The organism is Streptomyces phaeochromogenes (genome assembly GCF_001418655.1).
Classification (GTDB): domain Bacteria; phylum Actinomycetota; class Actinomycetes; order Streptomycetales; family Streptomycetaceae; genus Streptomyces; species Streptomyces phaeochromogenes.
Map to the genome: position 1 here is coordinate 24,674 of NZ_LIQZ01000157.1, position 14,142 is coordinate 38,815.

Annotated in this window: 13 protein-coding genes; 7 read left to right on the forward strand and 6 right to left on the reverse strand. The window is 70.5% G+C overall.

Going from position 1 to position 14,142, the window contains the following annotated elements; translation table 11 throughout:
* Positions 1-32 precede the first annotated feature (32 nt).
* Together AOK17_RS21325 and AOK17_RS21330 are read left to right on the forward strand one after the other, a co-directional pair.
* The gene (locus AOK17_RS21325) at positions 33-1,931 is read left to right on the forward strand and encodes a SpoIIE family protein phosphatase (RefSeq protein ID WP_169801940.1); all 1,899 of its coding nucleotides are present in this window, start codon (positions 33-35) and stop codon (positions 1,929-1,931) included.
* A 54-nt stretch (positions 1,932-1,985) separates the two neighbouring features.
* On the forward strand, positions 1,986-2,549 hold the full coding sequence (locus AOK17_RS21330) for a CGNR zinc finger domain-containing protein (RefSeq protein WP_055614114.1): 564 nt from the start codon (positions 1,986-1,988) through the stop codon (positions 2,547-2,549).
* Between the two features lie 57 nt (positions 2,550-2,606).
* Here the strand turns inward: AOK17_RS21330 and AOK17_RS21335 are convergent, their stop codons facing one another.
* From AOK17_RS21335 to AOK17_RS51290, 3 genes are all read right to left on the reverse strand, one after another.
* Positions 2,607-3,209 (reverse strand): TetR/AcrR family transcriptional regulator, encoded by a 603-nt coding sequence (locus tag AOK17_RS21335; RefSeq protein ID WP_055614115.1) that lies wholly within the window; start codon positions 3,207-3,209, stop codon positions 2,607-2,609.
* A 120-nt stretch (positions 3,210-3,329) separates the two neighbouring features.
* On the reverse strand, positions 3,330-3,983 hold the full coding sequence (locus AOK17_RS21340; RefSeq protein ID WP_055614116.1) for a GOLPH3/VPS74 family protein: 654 nt from the start codon (positions 3,981-3,983) through the stop codon (positions 3,330-3,332).
* A 73-nt stretch (positions 3,984-4,056) separates the two neighbouring features.
* Positions 4,057-4,233, reverse strand: a complete 177-nt coding sequence (locus AOK17_RS51290; RefSeq protein WP_169801941.1) for a hypothetical protein — start codon at positions 4,231-4,233, stop codon at positions 4,057-4,059.
* A 302-nt stretch (positions 4,234-4,535) separates the two neighbouring features.
* Between AOK17_RS51290 and AOK17_RS21350 the strand changes: the two genes are divergently transcribed.
* From AOK17_RS21350 to AOK17_RS21360, 3 genes are all read left to right on the forward strand, one after another.
* Complete coding sequence (locus AOK17_RS21350) at positions 4,536-4,973, forward strand: Fur family transcriptional regulator (protein WP_055614118.1); 438 nt, start codon at positions 4,536-4,538, stop codon at positions 4,971-4,973.
* A 33-nt stretch (positions 4,974-5,006) separates the two neighbouring features.
* The gene (katG, locus tag AOK17_RS21355; RefSeq protein ID WP_055614119.1) at positions 5,007-7,229 is read left to right on the forward strand and encodes a catalase/peroxidase HPI; all 2,223 of its coding nucleotides are present in this window, start codon (positions 5,007-5,009) and stop codon (positions 7,227-7,229) included.
* 239 nt (positions 7,230-7,468) lie between these two features.
* On the forward strand, positions 7,469-7,975 hold the full coding sequence (locus AOK17_RS21360; RefSeq protein WP_055614120.1) for a hypothetical protein: 507 nt from the start codon (positions 7,469-7,471) through the stop codon (positions 7,973-7,975).
* 77 nt (positions 7,976-8,052) lie between these two features.
* On the opposite strand, the gene AOK17_RS21365 is transcribed toward AOK17_RS21360, so the two are convergent.
* From AOK17_RS21365 to AOK17_RS21375, 3 genes are all read right to left on the reverse strand, one after another.
* Positions 8,053-9,495, reverse strand: coding sequence for a tetratricopeptide repeat protein (locus AOK17_RS21365; RefSeq protein ID WP_055614121.1), 1,443 nt, complete (start codon positions 9,493-9,495; stop codon positions 8,053-8,055).
* Positions 9,496-9,580: 85 nt separating this feature from the next.
* Positions 9,581-10,330 (reverse strand): hypothetical protein, encoded by a 750-nt coding sequence (locus AOK17_RS21370; protein WP_245697265.1) that lies wholly within the window; start codon positions 10,328-10,330, stop codon positions 9,581-9,583.
* 319 nt (positions 10,331-10,649) lie between these two features.
* The gene (locus AOK17_RS21375; RefSeq protein ID WP_055614122.1) at positions 10,650-11,360 is read right to left on the reverse strand and encodes a GntR family transcriptional regulator; all 711 of its coding nucleotides are present in this window, start codon (positions 11,358-11,360) and stop codon (positions 10,650-10,652) included.
* Between the two features lie 101 nt (positions 11,361-11,461).
* On the opposite strand from AOK17_RS21375, the gene manD reads away from it, so the two are divergent.
* Entirely contained in the window at positions 11,462-12,670 is a 1,209-nt protein-coding gene (gene manD, locus AOK17_RS21380; RefSeq protein WP_055614123.1) for a D-mannonate dehydratase ManD, read from the forward strand.
* Positions 12,667-14,112 (forward strand): mannitol dehydrogenase family protein, encoded by a 1,446-nt coding sequence (locus AOK17_RS21385; protein WP_055614124.1) that lies wholly within the window; start codon positions 12,667-12,669, stop codon positions 14,110-14,112. Before manD ends, AOK17_RS21385 begins: the two co-directional genes overlap by 4 nt.
* Positions 14,113-14,142 lie beyond the last annotated feature (30 nt).

Genomic DNA, 14,142 nt, shown 5'->3' on the forward strand with positions numbered 1-14,142 from the left:
CGGACCGCGGCCCCACCGACGGGACGAAACGCGTGACGGAGCACCCCACCTCCCAGGGCTCGCGGGCCACCGGGACCCCCCAGCCGCCCCCTCCGCACGGCCGCCGTGCGGAGGGCAGGGGCTTCCAATCCCAGTCCCAGGACCCGGTGCCGGACAGCTCCCCGGAACCAGGTCCCGACAGGGGAGGAGAACAGACCGACCGGCTCCAGTACCTGGACGTGGCGACCCGACGGATCGCCCGCGGGATGGACCTGGACGAGACGCTCCGCGAACTGCGCCGGGCCGCCGTCCCCGCCTTCGCGGACGCGATCATCGTCCATCTGCACGATCCGCTCCCCGTCGGGGACGAGAAGTCGGCCGCGCCCGTCGTCCTGCAACTGCACAGCGTCAGCAGAAAGCCGGAAGCTCCCGCCACCTCCGGATCGCCCCTGCTCAAGACCCATCCCCTCCAATCGGACATCGCCGAGCGCGTACGACCGGACACCGCCGGCCGGCTCTCGAAGCTGCTGCTGGCCGGACGGCCCGCCTTCGGTGACGCGCCGGGGATCGCGCCGGCGGTGGCCGAACTGCTCGGCCCCCTGGCGAAGGTGCCGGAGGCGATTCCGCCGGGGCGCAGGCTGATCATCGCCCCGCTGCACGGCCGCCGGCACGTCATGGGGACGGTCGTCCTCCTGCGCCGGCCCGAGCGGTCCCCGTTCACCCGGGACGACCTGCTCGTGGCCTCACAGCTCGCGACGCACACCGCCATCGGCGTACAGAAGGCGGTGATGTACGGGCACGAGGCATCCGTCGCGGACACGTTGCAGCACACCATGCTCCCGTCGTCGCTGCCCGAGCCCACCGGGATCCGGCTGGCCAGCCGCTATCTGCCCGCCTCGAAGACCGCTCAGGTCGGGGGTGACTGGTACGACGCGATCCCGCTGCCCGGCAACCGCGTCGCGCTGATCGTCGGGGACGTCATGGGGCATTCCATGACCTCCGCCGCGATCATGGGCCAGCTGCGCACCATCGTGCAGACCCTCGCCGGGCTCGATCTGCCTCCTGACGAGGTCCTGCACCACCTCGACGAGCAGGCCCAGCGCCTCGGCAGCGACCACATCGCGACCTGCCTCTACGCGATCTACGACCCGATCTCGCACCGGCTGCTCATCGCGAACGCCGGCCACCCGCCCGCGGTGCTCCTGCACCCGGACGGCCACGGCGAGGTGCTGCGCGTCCCGCCGGCCGCCCCCATCGGTGTCGGCGGGGTGGACTTCGAGTCCGTGGAGATGCACGCGCCCACCGGAGCGACCCTTCTGCTCTACACCGACGGCCTGGTCGAGTCGCGCGAGACGGACGTGGGAACAGGCGTCGAGGCCCTGCGCACCAGCCTCCTCACCGCCGCGGGCGGACATGCAGCCCCCTCGCTCGAACGGCTCTGCGACCACATCCTGGGGGCCATGGTCCCGGGCTCCCGGGACGACGACATCGCGCTGCTCACCGCCCGGTTCGAGGGCTTCCCTCCGGACAGCGTGGGGTACTGGCATCTGGACCCCCACCCGCTGACCGCCGGCCAGGCCCGCCGCCTGACCCGCAGGGCACTTCGACGCTGGGGCCTGGAATCCATGCTCGACTCCACGGAACTCATGGTCAGCGAGGTCGTGACGAACGCCGTCCGTTTCGCCTCACGGCCCATCGCACTGCGGCTGCTGCGCACCGACGTCCTGCGCTGCGAGGTGACCGACGACTCGTCCCAGGTGCCCCGGATGCGACAGGCCCAGCCGGGCGACGAGGGCGGCCGAGGCCTCTTCCTCGTGGACCAGCTCGCGCAACGCTGGGGCGCGACGAGGCTCAGCACGGGCAAGGTCGTCTGGTTCGAGCAGCAGATCCCGAAGAAGCAGCGGATCCCGAAGAAGCAGCGGCCACCCGGCCATCACCGGCCTGATCGGTGACAGCCCCCGCCTGCGTCCCTTGCATGCCTCGGTGTCACCGGTCAAAATGGTGACGTGGACCTGGATCATGCCTTCTTCTGCGGGAACCCCGCGCTCGACTTCGCGGCCACGCTCCGCGCCCGCCGCACGCTCCGGTTCGAGACGCTCATGTCGCCGGACCGGCTGGACGCCTGGTACGTCGAGTCCGGAGTCGTCGACACCGTCTCCCCCAGCCGGGATACCGACGTCGAGCAGGCGATCGCCGTACGGGAGGCCGTCTACGACCTGATCACCGCCCGGCGACTGGGCGAGGCCTACGACGAAGAGGCACTCACCGCGGTGAACGGCGCGGCCCGCAGGCCCTCCGCGACACCCCAGCTCACCGCGACGGGACGATGGACGGACGCGACGCCCGAAGAGGCGCTGGCCACCGTGGCACGCCACGCCGTCGAAGTCCTCGGCGGACCCGACGTTCCGCTGCTGAAGGAATGCGGCAATCCCGAATGCACCCGCGTCTACATCGACCGGTCGCGCGGTGTGCGCCGGCAGTGGTGCGGCATGGAGTCGTGCGGGAACAAGGTCAAGGCCGCGGCCTACCGCGCCCGCAAGAAGCAGGCACAGACGGCCGCAGCTCGCTGAGACTCTGAGTCCTCAAGCTTCTCGTGCCGGGTCTCGTGCCGCGGCAGCCCCCGCGGCCTACACCGGCAGCCGGGCCCCGAGGATGGCGAGGCAGTTCCTCCACAGGGCGTCGAGGCGCCGGGGGTCGTTGTAGAGCTTGGCGAAGAGCACCTGTCCCTCAAGTTGCGCGACGACGGACCGGGCGGCCTCGCGGTGGTCGTCGACGGCGATCTCGCCCCGCTCGCCGGCCTCGGCGACGACCTCCTCGACCATGTCGACCTGCGCGTCGAAGATTCCTTGCAGGCGCGAACGAACGGCCTCGGTCTGGTTGCTCAGTTCCAGGGTCAGATTCCCGAACAGGCACCCCGAGACCGTGCCGCAGCTCTGCTGTCCGGCGCGCTGACCCGCCTCGGTCTCCTCGAACAGCTGACGCAGCCGCTGGAGCGGCTCACCGTCGCCGCGCAGGACGCGGCTCCAGTCGCCGCGCTGGGTCTCCCAGTGCTCGTCGAGAACAGCCAGGGCGAGCGCTTCCTTGGTCTCGAAGAAGTAGTAGAAGCTGCCCTTCGGCACGCCCGCGACCTTGCAGATCTCGGCGGTGCCGAGGGCGGAGTAACCCCGCTGCCCGATGAGCGACTGCGCGGCGGTGAGGATCTTCTCCCTGGCGTTGCTGGTCCGTCCCATACGGCCAATATACGACCGATCGACTATTTACCCCGTGGATCAATCACCCGCGGGTCGGTCACTAGTGGGCCAGTCACCCGCGGGATCGGTCTCCCGCGGGTGTTCCGGCGCGGGTTCGGATCAGAATCCGCGCCAGATGTTGTCGAAGGCCGCGTCCTCGATGGACCGCCGCTGCCGTACGGCTTCCAGTTCCATCACCGCGTCGTTGACCGCGGCCAGTACCGTCGCCACCGCGTCGTCAGTGATGTCCGGAGCATCCGGGGTGTCCGGGGCGTCAGGCGTGTTCGTGGAGTCCTCGGCGGCCTCGCCGAAGGGCTCGCCGTACAGCCCGGCGGCCGTCGCGAGGGCGACCAGAACGGGCTCGTGCGACTCCCAGCGGTCGACGGCCCCGCGGCGGGCGGGCGAGTCGATGAGCGCCACGTCACCGGCCCGGAAGGACACGAGTCGGCGGCGCTGCCGGGTGAGCCCGCCTTCGGTCTCGAAGGCGGTCAGATAGGCCGAGGACAGGTCACGGCCTCGGCGCCACAGCCAGTCCTCCACCGACTCGTACGGTTTCTGGTGGGTGAGCGCCGACTCGGCCTCGCGCAGCAGGGGGTCCTCCAGGGCGGACCCGCCGCCGGGCACGATGCGATCGCCGTCCAACTCGACGGCCCGGACACCGAGGAGGTCGATGACCTCGGCCCCGGCAAGCGCGAGAGACAGGCTGCCCCGGTCCGCGGGGCGGCCGGATTCTCCATCCATGGCGACGATCAACAAGTCCCGCGGTGTGGTCATGATCCGCTTCCCCTCGGAGGTATGAGCAAGCCTACGTCGCCGACGTCGGGGCCCGCCGCGCGGTCGGCCGGACTCACAGGCACGTACGCACGAGCCACTCGTCGGAGTTGTACGTGTCCCTCGCCGGGTCGGGCACGGTCGCCGGCCTCTCCTCGACCATGTCGGCCACGCCGACGCGCTCCGGCAACGTGCCGAAGCGTGCACGGCGGGCGGCCTGGGCGGTGTCCGGAGCGTTCTCCTGATGCACCATCTCGTCCTCCTGGGTTCGATCCGCTTCGTTCCGGTTCAATCCGCTGCAATCCGGTTCGACCGCGGCGAAGGCGGCGTCACTCGACTCCCTCGCGCCACCTGCCAAGCAGGTGATGATGATCGCAGCGAATTTCGTCACCTGTCAAGGTGGTGACGGGTCTGACGATTCCCGTCAGAAGCCCCCGGTGCGACCGGAAGCGGCACCCCGGACGCCCGCGGCGACGATCTGTTCAACAGGACTTACCAAACCTGGAACCTTCGCTTTCTTGAACTGTTCGTGTTTAGGGCGCTAGGTTTGGCGCCATGACCACACCCCGTACTCCGACCACCGCCGAGGAGCTGCGCGGTGTCGGCCTGCGGGTGACGGCCGCCCGCGTCGCACTGCTCGAAACCGTCCGCAGCGGCGACCATCTCGGAGTCGAGGCGATCGCCTCCGGGGTACGCGACCGCGTGGGCCACATCTCCCTCCAAGCCGTGTACGAGGCCCTCCACGCACTCACCGCGGCAGGGCTCATACGCCGCCTCGAACCGCCCGGCAGCCCGGCCCGGTTCGAGGGACGTGTCGGAGACAACCACCACCACCTCGTGTGCCGTACGTGCGGCGTCGTCGTCGACGTCGACTGCGCGGTCGGCCACGCCCCGTGCCTGACCGCGTCCGACGACCGCGGCTTCGCGATCGACGAGGCCGAGGTCATCTACTGGGGCCTGTGCCCCGCCTGTTCCACCAGCCGCAGTTCCTGAGCACCGTGATCCACCCAGTTCGGAAGGACTCTCATGACTGAGAACCATGATGCGATCGTCACTGACCCGAAGCCCGCGGAGGCGGGAGGCTGCCCGGTCGCACACGAGCGCGCCCCGCACCCGACTCAGGGCGGCGGAAACCGCCAGTGGTGGCCGGAGCGGCTCAACCTGAAGATCCTTGCCAAGAACCCCGCCGTGGCCAACCCCCTCGGTGAGGACTTCGACTACGCCGAGGCGTTCAAGAACGTCGACCTCGCGGCCGTTAAACAGGACATCGCCGAGGTACTGACCACCTCGCAGGACTGGTGGCCGGCCGACTTCGGCAACTACGGCCCGTTCATGATCCGTATGGCGTGGCACAGCGCGGGCACCTACCGAATCAGCGACGGCCGCGGCGGCGCCGGTGCCGGTCAGCAGCGCTTCGCCCCCCTGAACAGCTGGCCTGACAACGGCAACCTGGACAAGGCCCGCCGTCTGCTGTGGCCCGTGAAGAAGAAGTACGGCCAGAGCCTCTCCTGGGCCGACCTCATGATCCTCACCGGCAACGTCGCCCTGGAGCAGATGGGCTTCGAGACCTTCGGCTTCGCCGGCGGCCGTGCGGACGTCTGGGAGTCCGAGGAGGACGTGTACTGGGGTCCCGAGACCACCTGGCTCGACGACCAGCGCTACACCGGCGACCGTGAGCTGGAGAGCCCGCTCGGCGCCGTCCAGATGGGCCTCATCTACGTCAACCCCGAGGGCCCCAACGGCAACCCGGACCCGATCGCCGCGGCCCGCGACATCCGTGAGACCTTCCGCCGGATGGCGATGAACGACGAGGAGACCGTCGCCCTCATCGCCGGTGGTCACACCTTCGGCAAGACCCACGGCGCGGGCCCGGCGGAGAGCGTCGGCGACGACCCCGAGGCCGCCCCGATCGAGGCGCAGGGCCTGGGCTGGAAGAACTCGTTCGGCACCGGCAAGGGCGCGGACGCCATCACGTCCGGCCTGGAGGTCACCTGGACCACCACGCCCACCCAGTGGAGCAACGGCTTCTTCGACAACCTCTTCGGCTACGAGTGGGAGCTCACCCAGAGCCCGGCCGGCGCCAACCAGTGGAAGCCGAAGGACGGCGCGGGCGAGGGCACCGTCCCGGCCGCCCACGACGCCTCGAAGAAGATCGCCCCCTCGATGCTCACGACGGACCTGTCGCTGCGCTTCGACCCGATCTACGAGCCCATCTCCCGCCGCTTCCACGAGAACCCGGCGGAGTTCGCGGACGCCTTCGCCCGCGCCTGGTACAAGCTGACGCACCGTGACATGGGCCCGAAGTCGCTCTACCTCGGCCCGGAGGTCCCGGCGGAGACCCTGCTGTGGCAGGACCCGCTGCCCGCGGCGGAGGGCGAGGCCATCGCCGCCGAGGACGTCACCGCCCTCAAGGCGAAGATCCTCGGCTCGGACCTGACCGTCTCGCAGCTCGTCTCCGCCGCCTGGGCCTCGGCCTCGACGTTCCGCGGCAGCGACAAGCGCGGCGGCGCCAACGGCGCGCGCGTCCGTCTGGAGCCGCAGCGCGGCTGGGACGCCAACGACCCCGACCAGCTCGCCCAGGTGCTGCGTGTCCTCGAGGGCATCCAGGCGGAGTTCAACTCCGGTGCCAAGAAGGTCTCGCTGGCCGACCTGATCGTGCTCGGCGGCAGCGCGGCCGTCGAGAAGGCCGCCAAGGACGCCGGTCACGACGTCACGGTGCCCTTCACGCCGGGCCGTGTCGACGCCACGGAGGAGCACACCGACGCGGAGTCCTTCGCCGCCCTTGAGCCGGCCGCCGACGGGTTCCGCAACTACCTCGGCAAGGGCAACCGTCTGCCGGCCGAGTACCTGCTGCTCGACCGTGCGAACCTGCTGACCCTCAGCGGCCCCGAGCTGACGGTCCTCGTCGGTGGTCTGCGCGTCCTGGGCGCCAACCACCAGCAGTCGTCGCTCGGTGTCCTCACCGAGACTCCCGGCAAGCTGACGAACGACTTCTACGTCAACCTGCTCGACCTGGGCACGACGTGGACGGCGACGTCCGAGGACGCGACCACCTTCGAGGCCCGCGACGACGCCACGGGCGACGTCAAGTGGACCGGCACGCGTGCCGACCTCGTCTTCGGCTCGAACTCCGAGCTGCGCGCGCTCGCCGAGGTCTACGCGGCCGACGACGCGAAGGAGAAGTTCGTGAACGACTTCGTCGCGGCGTGGACCAAGGTCATGGACCTCGACCGGTTCGACCTCGTCTGATCGGTTCATCCCAGTTCAGCGTGACGTCCGGGTCGGCCTGCACAGGCCGGCCCGGACGTTCTCGTTCCGGCACTTCTCCACCGGCTCCGGGACCCCTCCCCAAGCACGTCCGTATAAGTAGCAGGGGGATGCCCCCTCGTCCGGAGCACGCAGCCCGGAGCACGCAGCCCGGAGTACGGAGATCGCGGCTCAACGGCGGTGGCGGCCGGACGAGTTGACACGCGTCGAAGGGTGAACGGATGAGCATGGGCAGGGGGCGGGTCGGCGTCGCGGGGGCGCTGGCCCTGATGGTGGTCCTCACCGGCTGCGGAGGAGGTGGCGGTGACGGCCGGGACGACGGCTCCGGGGAGGGGGCGGAGTCGTCTTCCACTCGTACGCCGTCGGAGTCGGCGCGGCCGTCCTCGCAGGCGGCGTCGCCGTCCACCTCCGCGACCCGGTCCCCGAGTGGAGCGGCCACGTCGGACGCCCCCGGCGGCGGCACCGATGTCGACGCCTGCTTCGACGGACGGTGCGAGATCACCGTGTCGAAGCCCATGACCATCAAGGTCGACAGCCGGTTGGGGGTCAGCAACCTCGAGATCACGAAGGTCACGGAGGATGCCGTGATGCTCCAGTCCGCCGGCTCCGGCATGTTCCTGAGCACGTCGGTCGGCGAGGGCGGCACCGGTGGCCTGAACAGCCTCGGCTTCCGTGTGAAGTCCCTGAAGGGCGGCAGAGCGGTGCTGGAGTTCTTCCCCAAGGGCTGACTCCCGAGAAGGGGCCGTACGAACCTCGTACGGCCCCTTCTCGGGATGTTCGCTCCCTCACCCGGCCACCCTGCCGCTCAGCGGACGACCAGCGGTCGGAACGCGGAGCGCACGTTGGACTTGGACTCGGTGACGTACCTGGTCGACGGCGGGCCCGAGTCGGAGTCGCTGGAGGTGAAATACGTGATGCGGGACGGGCAACTCGACCCGTTGATCTGGATCTTACGCTTGGCGACGAGTTTGCCGGTGCGCACCTCGTAGACCTTCACCGGGACCGCGATCTTGTGGAAGGTCACGTACGTGGTGGACCCGGAGGACTTGCCTTGGTACGGGCAGGTCCGGACGGAGCTGCCGAAGGTGTCCTCGCCCATGCAGACCACCAGGACGGCGTCGGCCGCGTCGGTGGCCTTCCAGGAACCGGGGAGTTTGTCGGAGTAGTCCTGGCCGTATGTGTTGCCGGTGTAGAACAGCGCGCGGTTGGTGCCCTTGCCCATGGGCTTGGCGCCGCTGTACTTCGCCGGGCGGGAGCAGTACGCGGGCTGGGAGCCGGTGCCGCCCGGTGCGAGCAGACTGCGGACGTTGGCCAACTCGATGCTCTGGGTGGCCTTCCGGGCTCCCTTCCTGGCCTTGTCCGCCAGGTCGTCGCCGGGGTAGCGGTCCAGCAACTGCTCGTAGTGCGCCAGGGCGTTCTGCCAACTGCTGTCCGCCATCAGCTCGTCACCGCAGCCGACGAGCGCGGCGGGTGCGGTCCGCCGGGCCGTGCCGGCGGACCGGTCCAGTACGTCGTGGCTGCGCTTGCGGTCGCGGAGCCATTCGGTGACGGTGACGGTGGTGCAGGGGTCCTTGGCGGGCAGGCTGCCGAGGAATCCGGTCAGGGTCTTCTCGACCGTCTTCTCGTTGCCGGGTTCGGCGAGGACGGAGGCGAGTGTGCCGAAGCCCTCGTCCAGGGCATCGGTGTTCCCGGTCAGCGCGGTGTTCAGTTCGGTCCGGGCCGACCGCAGCCGGTCGCACGCCTCTACGGTCTCGTCGCCGCGGGCGGCCAGCGGGGCGTCGGCGACGCGGTGCCCGAACCACACCCTGTCCTGGGCGGTCAACACCCCGGCGCAGTCGCCTCGTTCGCGGGCCTCGGTGACGCTCCGCCCGATGCTGGACGCGTCGAAGCGCAGCAGCGTCACGGCCAGCACCACCGACAGCGTGACGCAGAGGGCGACCACGCGGTCACGGCGCAGCGCGACCCCGCTGCCGCCCCTGCTCGCCAGGAACCACCCGTGGGCGACGACCGCGACCCACCACACGAGCACGGCGATCTCGTACGCCGGCCGGGCGGTCGAGACGAGCCGGGAGACGAGCACGACGGTGACGACCGCGGCTGCGACGGCGAGTCTGCGCCGCCGCAGCATCAGGTAACCGACACCGAGAAGGGAGGCGTTGCCGAGGGCGACGGCCAGTGGGTCGTGCGCCCGGCTCTCGGTGGGCGTGGGCTGCGGCGCCTCGGGCTGGGCATGCGTCGGTTCGTTCATCCTGGTCTCCCCCGGTCGCAGAACGAGTCTCGATGTCGGCATGGTGCAGCCCCGCCCCCGGGACCCCTCCCGGGGATACGCGCACTCAGCGCATGAGCACGCCGCGCAGTGTGAGGCCGTAGTTGGTGCGAAGGCGGCGCAGTTCCCAGAGGCCCACCGCGGTGACCGACAGCGGCGCGCCGAGCGTGACAACGATCCGGACGGGCCCCGGCAGGGTGTCGTAGGCCCCTGTGAACATGTCCACCAATGCCATCTCCCACACGAGCGTGATGGCCAGCAGAGGCGGCACCGTCTCATGGATGTCCGCGGTGCGGAAGACATGGACGAGGGACATACCGATGCCGTAGAAGACGAACGGCAGGACCCAGACGATCGTGAGCAGGATGCCGACCACCGTGACCACCGTCATCACGGGATTGGTGGCGAACCGCCCGCCGGCGAAACCCGTGAGCACGCCCGCGGGGAACACGAACATGGCGCCCATGATGGCCAGGATCGAACCGAAGGGCTTCGCGGTGCGGCGCAGCAACTCCTGACGGGCCGGTGGCCGGGCCGCGGCGATCAGCAGACCGACGGCCACCGGGAAGGTCGCCGCGAGCACAAGTACGTTGATCCAGGCCTGGTTTCCGCGGTCGCTCGCGATGTCCCCCGCGGACTCGGCGAGTTTGTAGGAGATCGTCACCCACACGACGGCACACAGGCCGACGATGGTGCGGATCTTCTGGATGCGGGCGACCACCTCGTCGTCGACCCGGCCCGGCCGCGACGGTGTGAAGACCTTGCGCCCGATCGCGATGGGACCCGCGGTGCGCCACAGCCGCCCGAGCGGTCCCACGCGGCGCTGAGGCAACGGTCCCGGGTACGGCGGACCGGGTTGCGGAGGGTAAGGGTGGGGACCGTTGGGATACGGAGCGTTGGGGTACGGGGCGTTGGGCGGGTAACCGCCGGGCGGCGGTGGGGTGTTGTACGGGTATGGGCCCTGGGGCTGCGGAGGCACGTTGCCACCGTTCGGGTCGTACGGCGGCGGCCCCTGCGGGTTCCAGGCGTTCATCTCTGCGGCTCCCCCGATTCGCGGCTGAAGTGACGGACGCGTCGCCGCAGTGTATTGGTTGCAGACGGGAAGCATTTTCCGGAGGCCGGGGAGAGCGGCGGGGTCACTCCCAGACGACGACGTTGCGTCGCACGGGCACCGTCGAGGCGTCGGTGGCGAACAGTTCCGGCGAGTGCGCGCGGATGCGTTCGATGTCGCTGAAGACGGCCCGCAGGTGCGTACGCATGGCCGTGCGGGCGAGCGGGACGTCTCCGCCGACGATCGCCTCGAAGATCTCGCGGTGCTGGGCGGCGAAGACGGCCGGGGACACGTTCTCGTGCAGGCCGAGGCGGCGGGCCCGGTCCAGGTGGCCCTTGGCCGCGGCGACGGTGGTCCACACGTTGCCGTGACCGCTCAGGCGCATCAGGCCCTGGTGGAAAGCCTCGTCCAGATCGAAGAACTCCTCCAGGTCGAGGTCCGCGCGCCGCTGGCGGTTCAGGTTGCCCCGCAGCTCCTCGACGACCGCGGGGTCGAGCCGCTCGGGAAGATCGTCGAGCGAGGCGAGCTCCACCGCCTCCCGGAGGAACTGCGCGTCGGCGACCTGCGCCGGATCCACCCGCGACACGAACGACCCGATCTTCGGGAAGACCTGCACCAGGCCCTCCTGGGCCAGCAGGATCAGGCTCTCCCGCACGGGGGTGCGGCTGACGCCCAGCGACGCGGCGAGTTCGTTCTCCGAGAGGGCCGCGCCCGGGGGAAGTTCGAGGGTCAGGACCAACTGACGCAATTTCAGATAGATATCGCGCCGACTCGTCCGCCCGTTCGTTTGAGCCATGTGCACATCGTACGTAGGGCGGCGCCACAAGTATTGCCATGCTGCACGACAGATGCTTGTATACAAGCACTTCGCGACCAGGAAGTACCCAAGGAGTACCTGTGAGCAAGATCGAACGCGTCGAGGTGTTCGTCGCCTCCCCCGGCCGGACCTTCGTCACGCTGCGTATCACCACCACGGACGGGGTGACCGGCCTCGGTGACGCGACGCTCAACGGTCGTGAGCTGTCCGTGGCGAGCTATCTGCGCGACCACGTGGTTCCCCTGCTGATCGGCAAGGACCCCGCCCGTATCGAGGACGTGTGGCAGTACCTCTACAAGGGTGCCTACTGGCGGCGCGGACCGGTCACCATGACCGCGATCGCCGCCGTCGACACCGCCCTGTGGGACATCAAGGGCAAGACGGCCGGACTGCCCGTCTACCAGCTCCTCGGCGGCCGGTCCCGTAACGGCGTGCTGGTCTACTCGCACGCCAGCGGCACCGACACACCCTCGCTGCTGGACGACGTCGAACGCTATCTGGAGCTGGGCTACAAGGCCGTACGGGCGCAGGCCGCCGTGCCCGATGTCGGCGGCACGTACGGGGTGCGCAAGGGCAAGGTCTACGAGCCGGCCGCGACCGAGCTGCCCGACGAGCAGCCCTGGGACACCGAGGCCTATCTCGGCTTCGCGCCCACCTATCTGGAGGCGGTGCGGGAGCGCTTCGGTTTCGGCTTCCACCTGCTGCACGACGTGCACCACCGGCTGACCCCGATCGAGGCGGCCCGGTTCGGCAAGAGCGTCGAGGGCTGCCGGCTGTTCTGGATGGAGGACCCGACCCCGGCCGAGAACCAGGAGTCGTTCCGGCTGATCCGGCAGCACACCACGACGCCGATCGCGGTCGGCGAGGTGATGAACTCGATCTGGGACGTCCAGCACCTGATCACCGAGCAGCTCATCGACTACGTACGCACCACCGTCGTCCACGCGGGCGGGATCACCCATCTCCGGAGGATCTTCGACCTCGCCGCGCTCTACCAGGTGCGGACCGGATCCCACGGGGCGACCGACCTCTCCCCCGTCAGCATGGCCGCCGCCGTGCACGTCGACATCAGCGTGCCGAACTTCGGTATCCAGGAGCACATGGGCCACCCCGACGAGACCGCCGAGGTGTTCCGGACGGGGGTGACCTTCGCCGACGGCATGCTGCACCCCTCCGAGGAGCCGGGCCTCGGCGTCGAGTACGACGAGAAAGCCGCCGAGCGGTTCCCCTACCAGCGGCGCTACCTCCCGGTCGCCCGCCGTCTCGACGGGTCGGTGCACGACTGGTGAGCGCCGACGACCTGTTGAACCGTGAGGCCCTCCTCCGGCTCGCGCCCGAGCTGCGGCCCGCCGTCGATCCGGCCGAACTGCGCACCCGTGTCGTCCACTTCGGGCTCGGCGCCTTCCACCGGGCGCACCAGGCCGTGTTCACCGAGCAGGCCGCCGCGCGCTCGGGCGAGCCCTGGGGCATCACCGCGGTCGCGCCCCGGTCGGCCGCGACGGTACGCGCCCTGCGGGACCAGGACTGTCTGTACTCGCTCACCGAACGCCGTCCGGACGGGCACCGCACGCGTGTCGTGGGCTCGGTCGTCGGCGCGCTGGCCATGGGCCCCGATGCCAAGACCGTGGACGCGCTGCTCGCCGATCCCGAGGTGACGGTGGTGACGCTGACCGTGACGGAGAAGGGCTATCACCGCTTCCCGTCGACGGGCGGGCTCGACACCACGGCCGGACCAGTCGCCGCCGACCTCGTGGCTGCCGCCGACGGGCCCCTCACCACGGTGGTCGGACGGCTGGCCGCCGGGCTGGCCGTGCGGATGCGGGCGGGGGCGCCCCCGATCAGTGTCGTGTCCTGCGACAACATGGCGGACAACGGCGCCGCGCTCGGCCGTGTGGTCCACGACTACATCCGTGCGTCGGCCTGGCCGGACCGTGCGGAGATCCTGGACCGGATGGCCGAGGCCGTCGCCTTCCCCGCGACGGTCGTGGACCGGATCGTGCCCGCGACGAGCGACGCCGACCGGGCGGCGGCCGAAGCGGCGCTCGGGGTACGCGACGCCCTCCCCGTGACGGGCGAGCCGTACCGGCAGTGGGTGCTGGAGGACTCCTTCGCCGCGCCCCGGCCGCCCTGGGAGCTCGACGGCGCCCTGTTCGTGCCGGACGTCGCGCCCTATCAGCTCACCAAGCTGCGACTGCTCAACGGCTCCCACTCCGCCCTGGCCTGCCTCGGCAGCGCCGCGGGGCTCACCACGATCGCCGGGACCATGGCGGCGGACTGGGGCGAGCGCCTCGTCCGGGCGCTGTGCGCGGAGGTCGCCCCCACCCTCCCGGCCGACGGCCCCGATCCGGTCGCGTACGCCGACGATCTCGTCGTACGTTTCCGCAATCCCGCCATGCACCACCTGCTGCGGCAGATCGGCACCGACGGATCACTGAAGATCACGGAACGCTGGCTGCCGGCCCTGCGCGAACTGCGGGCCCGCGGCGAGAGCACCCCGGTCCTCGAACTCGCCCTCGCCGCCTGGGCGGACAGCACCCGACGGGCCGACGCGCCCGCCGATCCGGCCGCCGAGGCGCTCGCCGCCTGCTGGGGGCCGTCGACCCGCCCCGCCGAGACCGTACGCGCACTGCTGCGCGTGCTCGGCGCGGCGGACCTCGCGGACGACAAGGCGCTCGTCGCCGCCGTCGCGGACCGGCTGCCCGCGCTGCGGACCGGCCGCGTCGAGATCTGATCCCCTCGTCCCTCCCCACAGCATCCCCAC

Excerpts from the sequence above, each read along its gene's own strand:
- AOK17_RS21335 (WP_055614115.1), bottom strand. The coding sequence starts at position 3,209 with ATGGGACGGACCAGCAACGCCAGGGAGAAGATCCTCACCGCCGCGCAG.
- AOK17_RS21340 (WP_055614116.1), bottom strand. The coding sequence starts at position 3,983 with ATGACCACACCGCGGGACTTGTTGATCGTCGCCATGGATGGAGAATCC.
- AOK17_RS51290 (WP_169801941.1), bottom strand. The coding sequence starts at position 4,233 with ATGGTGCATCAGGAGAACGCTCCGGACACCGCCCAGGCCGCCCGCCGT.
- AOK17_RS21350 (WP_055614118.1), top strand. The coding sequence starts at position 4,536 with ATGACCACACCCCGTACTCCGACCACCGCCGAGGAGCTGCGCGGTGTC.
- katG (WP_055614119.1), top strand. The coding sequence starts at position 5,007 with ATGACTGAGAACCATGATGCGATCGTCACTGACCCGAAGCCCGCGGAG.
- AOK17_RS21360 (WP_055614120.1), top strand. The coding sequence starts at position 7,469 with ATGAGCATGGGCAGGGGGCGGGTCGGCGTCGCGGGGGCGCTGGCCCTG.
- AOK17_RS21365 (WP_055614121.1), bottom strand. The coding sequence starts at position 9,495 with ATGAACGAACCGACGCATGCCCAGCCCGAGGCGCCGCAGCCCACGCCC.
- AOK17_RS21375 (WP_055614122.1), bottom strand. The coding sequence starts at position 11,360 with ATGGCTCAAACGAACGGGCGGACGAGTCGGCGCGATATCTATCTGAAA.